Here is a 10,999-nt window from a genome sequence, read left to right on the forward strand (position 1 = left end):
GCATTCGCTCCCAACCCTAACCTGGAGATAATTCGGCCGTCGTCATCAACCAAGAAGTAAATCCGTCCATATTATTCCCGACACTTGCGGCACGCATGCCACTCATCAAGGTACCTGCTCAATCTTCCGCCAATCGCCCCCGACGATCACGGGCGGTGATCACCACTTCGGACTTCGATGCTGCAAAGACACTAAGGTTGAATAGCGGTTGGGAGCACGATCTGAAGCTCGCGACTCAGCGGCGATAAGGAAGCAGACTCGAGCGCGGCCTTCATCGTGGCATAAGCCTTCTTCTCAAGCTGACGGATGCGTTCCCTGGACACTCCCATCAGCACGCCGACCTCGTCGAGCGTGCGAGCCTCGGCCCCGTCGATCCCATAGCGCAAGACGATGGCGAGGAGCTCTTTTTCATTCAGCAGTCCGAGCGCGGCGCCGAGAAGATCTTTGGTGATCCCCCTGAAGCCGATGTCCCAGACGTAGTCGGGCGTTGTGTGCTGCTCGCGCGTCAACACTTCGAGCAGTGTCGCCTCGCCCTCTTCCCCAAGCTCGACGTCGTAAGAAAGCACTCCGAACGACGCCCCAGTGAGCTCCTTCACCTTCGCTACCGACAGGTCCGCGAGGCGGGCAAGACTTTCAGCCGTTGCTTCTAGCCCGCGCCCCTCGAGCTCCGCCTGCGCCCTTCGAAGCTTCCCCAGCTGCTCATGCGCATGAACAGGAATACGTATAGCTCGCCCCTTGTCGGCAAGGGCGCGGGAAATACTCTGCCGCACCCACCAGGTGGCATAGGTGGAGAACTTGAAGCCTTTGCTCGGATCAAATTTCTTGACCGCGGTAAGCAGGCCGATCGAACCCTCCTGTACTAAGTCGAGCATCTCGAGGCCTCGTCCGCTGTATCGTTTCGCGATACTTACGACAAGACGAAGGTTAGCAAAGACCATCGCATCAAACGCTGCATTGCCCCGGTCGACTAGATTTCCGTAGAGGCGTCTATCGGCACGAGAGAGCTCCTCCGTATTCCTGAGGCGTTCGAGCGCGAGCACCCCGACATCAGATATCGTCGCGAGCCGCACCTCGTCTTCGGCCCTGAGAAGGTACCCGCGAGAAATCTTGCGCAGGTGGTCATGGAAGGCGTCATCTGTCAGGTAAGCCTTACCATCGGAGGCGGCGAGCCTCACCGCGATGCGCATTCTTGGCGTGTCGAGGAAGCTGGGATCGAGCAGCGTGGCGACCGAATCGATGTCCACATCGTCGTGCTCAGATACCGGCCCGCGGTCCTCCTCGTCGTCATCCGATGGCGGACCATCGAGGTCAGCGCTCGTCGATGTGCCGGAGGTGGCCTCCTCGGTGGCGGTGCTCCCATCGAGGAGGTCTCGCTCGACTGTCTCGGTGGGAACTGGTAGCCGAGACGCCACCTCCTTCTCCCGCAGCACTTCGACCGCTAGCGAAACATCGGCGGTCGTCGCGAACGCGGTCGACAGCGCACGCACGTTGTCGAGCGAGACCGGGTACGCCTCGGCCAGAGCGCGCACAAGTGCCGCCAGTGATACATCTACGTATGTTGGAACCACCGGTACCCCCGTTCTAGCCCGCAGATCGAGGGCCATCCGATGGCCTATGTTGACAGAAGGGTTCGACAACGCTTCAGTCGCTGGAGAATCCGACATCATTGACGGCGCGACAAAGGCGAGCGAGTGGATACCGACAAAGCGACCCCCGGCGACGTCCGCGACCGATTCGTCCGATTTCTCGAGACGGAGCTGATCGGACCGACGGACGGCGAGACAGAGACGCTCACCGATCCCCCGCATCGGCGCTACCTCGCCGGCACGCTCTACCCGCGCCCGAACGAGGAATTGATCGCGAGCGCGGACGATCCGCGCCGGGAGCAGTCGGACCTCGACGACGAGAGTGACCCCGTGGCCTACGACGGCGTCGCCGAGAGCGACATGCAACCGACAGATGCACCGGTCGAGGCGAGTACCCGTTTCCTGCCGTCGTCGCTCGGGATCTCTTTCTTCACCACGGCGGACTCGATCGCTGTCAAATTTTCAGCAGGGCGGTACACCACCGTTGAGGCTCCGCCGCCCGAGGGCGCGAAGCGCGGCGAGCGGACGTGGGACCGCCAGCCGACGATGCAGGAGCAGCTCGCGGTGTCGGGCGCGGTGCGGGACAGGCCGGTCTTGGAGGACGGACGTGGACTAATAGATGTCCGGTGGCGCGACCGTACGGGTGGGCATCTGGTCACAGTGACTCTCAGCAACTCCGCTCGCGCCTCGACCCGGAAACCCGAGCAGATGTGGGACGACCTCCTGACGCAGGTTGAGCTCTCGGTCGAGTTGCCGCCAGGCACCCTTCTTGAGTATCCGGCAGTGGCGAGTGAGACCTTCGACGAAGAAGAGCTTGAGCTCCGGCTCCAATACCGCGAGCACACGAACTATGCCGTGGGACACGGCGCAGCACCAGAGTGGTCCAGAGACGGCACGTCTGACCGAATTCGAGCGAAGACCGTTCCCCTCTCCCTCGTTCACGGGACCCTCACGGAGCTGTCGGACCACTGGCAGGTCGATACGCTGGCATTCGACTCGACCGCGATGGCGGACCCTAAGACGAGCCGCATGGCGATCTGCTCAGCACTGGATTCGCTGGTCACCGCATACGGCCAGTGGCGGCGCGGCCTCGATATGACGTCGTCCGCCGCTGATCGCATCATTGGTCGGGTGGGAAGCACGGAGACCAGGATGGGTGCGGGTGTGGAGATCCTCCGCACCGACGACGTTGCTTGGCGTGCGTTTCAGCTGGCCAACCGCGCGATGGTCCTGCAATACCAGCGAGGCACGAAGGCATACGCCGGTGTGAGACGATCCCTTACTGAACCGGCTGATCTCGATCCAGAGGCGATGCGGTCGCCGCAGGGACGTCCGTGGCGCCCCTTCCAGATCGGCTTCTTCCTCGACATCCTGCCGGGTCTCGTCGATGCGTCGCACCCGGACCGGGAGCTAGTCGACCTGATCTGGTTCCCCACCGGAGGCGGAAAGACCGAGGCGTACCTCCTCGTCGCCGCTTTCGAAATCTTCCGACGGCGGCTTGTGGATGGCGAGTACGGCGCAGGAACGGCTGTTCTCAGCCGCTATACGATGAGTCTGTTGACTGCTCAGCAGTTCCAGCGAGCTGCCGGAACGATCCTCGCCTGCGAGATGATCCGCCGCGAGCAAGAAGACTTGGGCTCTTCGCCGATCTCGATCGGGCTATGGGTCGGAGAAGCGACCACGAAGAACAGGTTCGCTGACGCTCGCAAAGTGTTCGTTTCCACACGCGAAGACTCGGAACCAAGCGATGTTTTCATTGTCGATCGATGCGGGTGGTGCGGAACCGAGGTGATGCCGCGCCGCTTCTCGGAGGACGACGCCGCCTATGGGGTCAGGGCCAGCAGCACGCACTTCGCCCTTCACTGCCCTCGTCCCGACTGCCCCTTCCACGACAGGCTTCCCGTACATGTCGTCGACGATGAGCTCTACGAAGAGATCCCGACCTTCGTGCTCGGAACTGTAGACAAGTTCGCCGATCTCGCGTGGCACGAACGGGGAGGTGCTTTTCTCGGCAACTCAGGCGCCTTCGCACCGCCATCTCTGATCATCCAGGACGAGTTGCATCTGCTCACCGGCCCTCTCGGTACTACTGTCGGGGTTTACGAGCACGCGATCGAGCTGGCGTGCGAGCGCGAGGGCCGGCCGCCGAAGGTGGTCGCCAGTACCGCGACCGTCCGGCGAGCGAGCGAGCAGGTGAAAGGGCTTTTCGGTCGAGATGTCGCCGTCTTCCCCCCACCTGGTATCGACGAGGCAGATTCCTTCTTCGCGCGGAGGGACGAGACGGGTCCGGGCCGCCTCTACCTCGGGCTGATGCCGCAGGGTCATACCTCCGACACCGCGATCGTGCACACCCTCGCCGCCCTCTTGCAGGGACCTGCAGCCATGGCGCTCGAGGGGAGGGAACGCGATTTGTTCTGGACCGTCGTCGCCTACCACAGCTCCCTCCAGGAGCTCGGACGAACGATGACAATCGCGCGCGACGACGTGCCTCTACGCTTGGCGGCGCGTTTTGGAGAGAACGCCCGACAGCTGCTCGCTGATGACGTCGAGGAACTGACAGCAAACGTCCCGAGGGCCGAGCAACCGCGTCTGCTCGAGCGTCTAGGGCTCACCGCCCAGACGGACGACGCAGTCTCTGTCCTCGCTGCTACCAACATGTTCTCGGTCGGCGTCGACGTGCCCCGACTCGGACTGATGCTAGTCAACGGTCAACCGAAGGGGACCTCCGAGTACATCCAGGCCACGAGCCGAGTCGGACGAGCCGGACCGGGACTCGTCGTCAGCGTTTTCCGCTCTGCAAGGCCTAGGGACCGATCGCACTTCGAGACGTTCAGCGCCTACCACAGCGCCCTCTATCGACACGTGGAACCGACTAGTGTCACCCCGTACTCTCCGCCGTCGCAGCGGAGGAGTCTCCACGCTGCACTCGTGATCCTCGCTCGGTTCGGTGCGGGCTTTCGAAATAACGGCGATGCGGGCCGAGCATTCCCACACGGAGAAAGCGTCATTCGAGATTACGCCGAACGTCTACTTGCCGTTGTCGCACGGGTCGACCCATCCGAGGTGAACTCCGCCCGAGCCACACTAGAGATATTCATCGAGCACTGGGAGGAGAAAGCAGTTGAGACGAAGCTGGTCTACAACGACCCCAGCGGTCTTGACTCACGCCTGCTCAAAGGATTCGGGCAGAGCGGTGAGGGTAATGCGACACTCCGCTCAATGAGAAACGTCGACGCCCAGACCTCACTCTACGTTCGGGGCAGAACTTACAAGAAAGCAGGAAAGAAGTGAGTGAGGACCAACTTCGACAGTCTCAGGTGATCGCGCCCAATGGAGTAGGGGCGATCTTCGACGTATCTGGTCAATCTTTCGTCGTCGAATCCACTGCGACTTGGTTCCACCAGCAGTCGGTGAAAATCGAGGTACACTCTCCTCGTCTGTCCTCAGCACTCCGGGTCTCGAAGTTCTTCGCACCTCCGGCCGACAACCCCGACTTCCGGTTCGGATCGTCGAGTGGACAGCGCCTTCCGGTCACGCGATTCCCTTCTTGGCTGTTCTGCGGCGCGTGCCGCTTGATGGTGCGGTGGAGTTCAGCCATGGAGGACCTGAACCCGAGCGCTGTTTGCATGGCTTGCAAAATCACGAAGAAGAAAAGCTTTCGACTCGTCCCCATGCGCTGGGTCCAGATCTGTGAAAGTGGTCACCTGAGCGACGTCGACTGGAGGTGGTTCGCGCACTCTTCGACGCGTGCATCCTGCGAGAAGCGGGACGGGCTCAGGTTCCGATCGAGTGGTGGAACCGGTGCCGGCCTGGCCTCGGTCGAGGTGAGATGCGACTACTGCGCTTCCGGCCGATCGCTCGCGGATATCAGTGACCCGCAGTTGGCGACGCGGCTCGGGCTGAAGTGCGTCGGGCGCCATCCCTGGGACCGATGGGAAAAGGGCGCAATCTCCTCGTGCACACGAGAACCTCGTGTGGTTCAACGAAGAGCGAGCAACGTCTACTATCCCGAGGCGCACTCGGCTATCGAGGTGCCCTTCGCCACTCCTGACTTGTCACCCGCCGATCGGGCGGTCGTCAACCACCCGTTCCTCAAGGGGGTCATCGACGCCGTCATTGAGGGTAATGAGGCCTTGGCCCTCACCCTTGCAGCAGGTCTCGCACCGATGCTCTCTCGCTCCGCGCATGAAATTCTTGCCCTCGCGACTGCCGAGTCCGGGACGAACGGCAGCGATTTCGCCATAGACACCCCAGGAACAGTCGACGAAATTGCGGAATCAGAATGGGCCGCCTTCACCAATGCGGAGCCTTTCGCCACGGATGACTTTCGCACTCGCATCACCTCTCTCCAGCCAATACTGAACGGTGCAGCAACGGGAGCGCTCGCCGCTCTCGTCACGCGGGTGACACTCGCTGACGCTCTCCGGGAGGTCCGGGCATTCAGCGGGTTCCGACGTGTCACGCCAGGGACGGAGTCGGACTTCGTGCGAGCCGACGGACGCGGCTTCCATGAGACACCGCGTCCCACATGGCTCCCGGCCATTGAGATCCGGGGTGAGGGTATCTTCCTGTCGTTCGACGAGTCAGCACTATCGTCATGGGAGTCCGACCCTCGGGTTGCAGACCGCGTGGCGGGCCTCGGCGAGAAGGCCGCTCGTTCTTTCATGTGGAGCCGCCTGCAGAGGCGAACGGGCCCGAGCATCTCGGCTCGGTACGTCATGCTCCACACGCTCGCGCACCTGCTCATCCGGCGGCTGTCGTTCGAAAGCGGCTACGGAGCGTCATCTCTGCGCGAACGTATCTTCGCGCGCACGACCGCAGCGGGGGAGGTCGTATTCGGTGGACTCCTTATCTACACCGCCGCGGGAGATGCCGAAGGGACGCTCGGCGGACTCGTTCGTCAGGGCGAGCCCGGACGACTAACTCCGGCGTTGCTCGGCGCACTCGACGACGCGGCGTGGTGCTCTGCCGACCCGCTCTGCAGCGAGCAGCACACGGTCTCGCTTGACGGGCTGAATCTCGCTTCGTGCCATGCCTGCACGCTGGTTTCTGAAACCAGCTGCGAGAACGGAAACTTCCTTCTCGATCGGACGCTCGTCGTCGGTTCGGACGACGTCCCCGGCTTCTTTGCGCCCGTCCTGGAGGCCGCTGCTCTTTCGCAAGTGCCATGAGCATCGATCGCTCCCACCGCTGGAACGTGCACTTCGATCGACTCTCTGAGTACCAACATGCCGCGATCGCCCTCCCTTTCGGGTCGCCTCAGCTGGTCGTTGGGCGCTCCGGCTCGGGACGCAGCACAGTCGCGGCGTTCCGAGCAGCGACACTCCTCCAAGCGGGACCCCCTGTGAGTAGACCGCGACCCGTCATATTGAGCACCTCCGTCTTGAGGGCCCGTCGAATGCGCCATCTTTTGGGTCCTCTTGCGGAGGACGTCGACTTGATGACTGTTACGGAGTGGACGGTCAGGCGGTTTGAGACACTTACCGGCGAGCGCGCTCCCGCGCCGTCGGAGGTCGATTGGATTCGACTCGGGCTGGCGGTCGCTGCCACAGGCGCTCCACGCGTCCGCTCCGTGGTAGTCGATGACGCGCATCACCTCCAGGACGACCAGCTGATGACCCTGCGCCTGATGACTGAGGACCTTTTCGTCACAACCGACGGAATCGCCGCTCGGTCAGTCTCGGCTGCGACCGGGATCGACCCCGGCACAAGTCTCGACCGCCGGAGGCGGCAGCCGAGGGGCGTGCTGGCCGTCGCCGCCGCCTGGGGCGGCGACGCCCTTGCTTCCGACCGCGAGGGCAGCCATATTGAGGGCATCATCGATATCGCGCCAAAGAGCGGTCGACTGGCAATTGAAGCAGCGCTGGCACGTTACCGTCAGGACCGCAGCCTTCGCCTTGCGATCGTCCCGATGCATCCTGAGCATGTCGGTCGGATCGCGGATCTGCTCCTCCGCCTCGGCCTCGGTCGGAGCCGTCTGTTTAGCAGCGATGTACCCTTCTCGGCGATTCGCTCCTGGGACGTGGGCGCGCACGGCATTTACGTTCTGCAAGCGGGCCAGCTCGAGGGGCTCGAGTTCGACGACATCGTCGTGACGGGTCTGGAACGACTCGAGGAGGACGTCACTGAAGCGCCAGTTCGGCGCCGCCTGCTCGCAGTGACGAACGCCACGACGCGACGGCTAGGACTTCACTGGATGAGCGTGTCCGCCGCGGAGCCATCCGCGATCAGAGTCCTTCGGGCGAAGGGGATTCTCCAATGACGGGCTCAGCTACTGAACCCCGCGCTTGGATGATCGATCTGATTGCGACCGCCGCGACCAACATGTCCTCGTGCTCCCACACGCGCACCGAGAGCCAGCCCTGCTCTGCGAGCCGCGAATCGGTGTCGCGGTCCCTGGCAACGTTGCCCGCGAGTTTCGTCTCCCACCATGTTGCGTTCGCGGCGGGCGCGCTTGCATGCTGCGGACACGAGTGCCAGAAACAGCCGTCGACGAAGACAGCGACCCTGACCTTCAAGAACAGAGCGTCCGCCCGCCTCCTAGGCATGCCCGGCAGCGGAGCCTCTATGCGGTAACGGAGACCGAGCGCGTGCATCGCGCGGCGGAGTGACAGCTCCGGAGCAGTGTCTCGTTGCTTCTGTCGAGACATCCTCGCCGACACCGCAGGCGATGACGCGGCTCCCGCCCCTGCTGCCGTCAGCGGAGGCGGCGCCGATCCTTTTCGACTATCGTCCGGAGATGTGTCCACGCCAGCATTGTCACCCGCGGACGAGCGCGCTCCGATGAAGAGCGACACGATCCGGACCCTCGATCTCTTCGCAGGCGCGGGGGGCTTCTCTGCAGGTCTCCACAGCGCGAGCGACCGCTTCGTCACAGTCCGAGCAGTCGAGTTGGACGTTGCAGCCGCAGCCAGCTACCGCGCGAACTTCGGGGACGTGGTGTACACGGGCGGGATCGAGAACTGGCTCGACGAGGAGGACGTGCCTCAGGTCGACCTCGTCGTCGGGGGCCCGCCCTGCCAGGGCTTCTCCCCGCTGGGCAAACGCGCGGAGGATGACCACAGGAACTTTCTGTGGGAGAAGTACGCAGAGACGGTCCGCCGTGCGCGCCCCACCTACTTCTTACTCGAGAACGTGCCCGCGTTTCTCAGGTCACCGCAGTTCGACGTGTTCTCAGAAGCACTCCTCGACGGCGGGATGCTCGACGAGTACGAGGTTGAGGCCTTCGTCTTGAACAGCGCACATTACGGCGCGGCTCAAATTCGAAAGCGGGTAGTCGTCATCGGCCGCCGCCGCGGGTTACCACCTGTAGGCGCCCCTTCGGAGACCCACGCAACCGACTACGTCCCTCTCTCCAAGGTTTGGACGGGTGTTCCCGCCGAGCTGACCCAATCGGAGCTACCGGACTACGTGGTGCGACACGAGAAGAAAATGCTCCCTGGACCGTTTCGAAGCGATGAGTTACATCTCGCCAGAACTTACAGCTCGACTTCACTACTTCGGTTCGCGGCTATCCCCGAGGGAGGAAACCGCTTCGATCTCCCTGAGGAACTAAAGGCACCGTGTTGGCGAAAGCATACAAGCGGATCAGGTGACGTCATGGGACGCCTCACGTGGACCAAACCTTCCGTTACCATTCGGACCGAGTTCTTCAAGCCCGAGAAGGGGCGCTATCTTCATCCCACTGAGCATCGTGCTATCACGCACTTCGAAGCTGCTCGGATTCAGGGCTTCCCAGACGACTACAATTTTGTCGGTTCAAAATCGGCCATCGCCAAGCAGATCGGCAATGCGGTACCGATTCCGCTTGGTGCCGCACTCGGGCGACACCTCCTCACGGCCATCGACCGAGAACGATGACCCAAATAATCGACATTCGAAGACGATGAGTGCGCCCTACTCCGTTGACGCCAACGAGAAGCGCCTCTCCTATCATTAAGGTTTTTCGAACTCGCCGAATTAACGGGACTCGTCAAAGCCGCCGCCGACCAAGGCTGGCGATTGTTGTCGACTCGTCGGAAGATGCGCCAATCATCTAGCACTCAGTGCACGGCAAGGAAGACCAGGAGCGACGCGATCAGGAATGCGAAGACGGCGACAGCAGCGCCGATCACGGGAATCCACCAGATGCGACGCGACCTGTCGCGGCGCAGGAGCGCGACGATCGTCAGGAGGGCCGTCAGCGAGACGGCGCCAGGGACGAGCCAGGTCGCGAAGGCGAGGAGTTCGTAGTCGCAGACGCCCGGTGCTCCGCCGCAGGCGTCGACCGCCATGTCCTCGATCAGGACAAGGAAGAACAGGATCGCGCCGAACACCAGGAGCAAGACGAGGAGCAGGATCGCGGTGACGCGGTCCTCGCCTGCGGAGAGGCGGCGGGCGCGGCGCTTGCGAGACACGCGAAGGCTGAACGGCTCCGCCGTGTCGTCCCAGTCCGGGTCAGCGTCGAAGGCCATCGTGCCGCTCAGGGTAGCGGGGTAAGGCGGATAGATACCGGTGGTCGCGCGGACCGACGCGCATCAGCACCCGACCAGCACCGCCTCCGCCGCCTCCCGGGCCTCCGCCCCGATCGCCAGCTCGTAGGCCCCCAGCACCCCCACGAACTGCTCCACGTACCCGCAGCGCAGCTCCGGGGCCGGCGGCAGCCATTCCCCCGGGCCGGCGTCGCTCTTGGACTGGTTCGTGTCGTCCGTGGCGGCGACGAGGTTCGACGGGTCGTTCGCGAACAGCAGGCGCTGCTCGTCCGTCCACGCCCACGCGCCGTGGTGCCAGGCCCAGCCGAGGGCGACGACGTGGTCGATCTGCACGAGGCGCGACGTGTCGCTCCCGGAGACGAACGACACCGCGGTGCCGTCGTACGGGTCGACCAGGGTGCCGGAGAGGACCTTGCAGTCGCGGGTGCCGGGCTTGAAGACCGGGTCGAGCAGGTCCCGGCCCAGGATGTCGTTGCGGGTGTCGCAGCCGTTGCGGTCGACGTCCTTCCAGGACTCGCCGAACAGGTCGCGGTCGTAGGGGACGTCGGCGCGGCCGTCATCGACGGGCAGCGCGGCGAGGGTCGCCAGCGCGAGCGCGGCAGGGTCGGCAGGGTCCGCCGTCGGCGACGCAGGGACGGACGCGGACGCGGTCGGCGCGGTCGTCGCGGCAGCGGCGGACGGGATGGCCGTCGCGGGAGCGGCCGAAGCAGGAGCGACCGAAGCGGGCCCAGCAGCGACACCGGACGACGCAGACCCCGCCCCCGGCGCCCCGACCGTCTCCCCCACTCCCACCACCGCGAACGCGACCGCAGCGACACCGACGGCCGCGACGATCCACGCCCACCACGGCGCCCGCCGCACCCGCCGATACCGGGCCGGAGCCCCCGGCCGCCCAGCACCCCGCGAGAGCCCCGGAGCCCCCACGCGCCGCACCCCACCGGG

Annotated in this window: 8 protein-coding genes; 4 read left to right on the plus strand and 4 right to left on the minus strand. The window is 64.0% G+C overall.

Going from position 1 to position 10,999, the window contains the following annotated elements; translation table 11 throughout:
- Nucleotides 1–191: 191 nt before the first annotated feature.
- The gene (locus EDF43_RS17905; protein ID WP_165909173.1) at nt 192–1,604 is read right to left on the minus strand and encodes a sigma-70 family RNA polymerase sigma factor; all 1,413 of its coding nucleotides are present in this window, start codon (nt 1,602–1,604) and stop codon (nt 192–194) included.
- Nucleotides 1,605–1,691: 87 nt separating this feature from the next.
- Between EDF43_RS17905 and EDF43_RS17910 the strand changes: the two genes are divergently transcribed.
- From EDF43_RS17910 to EDF43_RS17920, 3 genes are all read left to right on the plus strand, one after another.
- Nucleotides 1,692–4,877, plus strand: coding sequence for a helicase-related protein (locus EDF43_RS17910; RefSeq protein ID WP_132437924.1), 3,186 nt, complete (start codon nt 1,692–1,694; stop codon nt 4,875–4,877).
- Nucleotides 4,874–6,757, plus strand: coding sequence for a DUF1998 domain-containing protein (locus tag EDF43_RS17915; RefSeq protein WP_279389011.1), 1,884 nt, complete (start codon nt 4,874–4,876; stop codon nt 6,755–6,757). The genes EDF43_RS17910 and EDF43_RS17915 overlap by 4 nt, the downstream gene beginning before the upstream one ends.
- Before the next feature lie 443 nt (nt 6,758–7,200).
- Nucleotides 7,201–7,848 carry a hypothetical protein gene (locus tag EDF43_RS17920; protein WP_132437926.1) on the plus strand — a complete coding sequence of 216 codons (648 nt, stop codon included), beginning with the start codon at nt 7,201–7,203 and terminating at the stop codon, nt 7,846–7,848.
- Here EDF43_RS17920 and EDF43_RS17925 read toward each other — a convergent pair.
- Nucleotides 7,814–8,236: a very short patch repair endonuclease gene (locus EDF43_RS17925; protein ID WP_132437927.1), complete on the minus strand. Its 423-nt coding sequence runs from the start codon at nt 8,234–8,236 to the stop codon at nt 7,814–7,816. The genes EDF43_RS17920 and EDF43_RS17925 overlap by 35 nt on opposite strands.
- A 133-nt stretch (nt 8,237–8,369) precedes the next feature.
- On the opposite strand from EDF43_RS17925, the gene EDF43_RS17930 reads away from it, so the two are divergent.
- Entirely contained in the window at nt 8,370–9,446 is a 1,077-nt protein-coding gene (locus tag EDF43_RS17930) for a DNA cytosine methyltransferase (RefSeq protein WP_132437928.1), read from the plus strand.
- Nucleotides 9,447–9,628: 182 nt separating this feature from the next.
- On the opposite strand, the gene EDF43_RS17935 is transcribed toward EDF43_RS17930, so the two are convergent.
- Together EDF43_RS17935 and EDF43_RS17940 are read right to left on the minus strand one after the other, a co-directional pair.
- Nucleotides 9,629–10,039: a hypothetical protein gene (locus tag EDF43_RS17935; RefSeq protein WP_132437929.1), complete on the minus strand. Its 411-nt coding sequence runs from the start codon at nt 10,037–10,039 to the stop codon at nt 9,629–9,631.
- A gap of 63 nt (nt 10,040–10,102) precedes the next feature.
- The gene (locus EDF43_RS17940; protein ID WP_132437930.1) at nt 10,103–10,918 is read right to left on the minus strand and encodes an HNH endonuclease family protein; all 816 of its coding nucleotides are present in this window, start codon (nt 10,916–10,918) and stop codon (nt 10,103–10,105) included.
- Nucleotides 10,919–10,999 lie beyond the last annotated feature (81 nt).

The organism is Rathayibacter sp. PhB179 (assembly GCF_004345345.1).
Taxonomy (GTDB): domain Bacteria; phylum Actinomycetota; class Actinomycetes; order Actinomycetales; family Microbacteriaceae; genus Rathayibacter; species Rathayibacter festucae.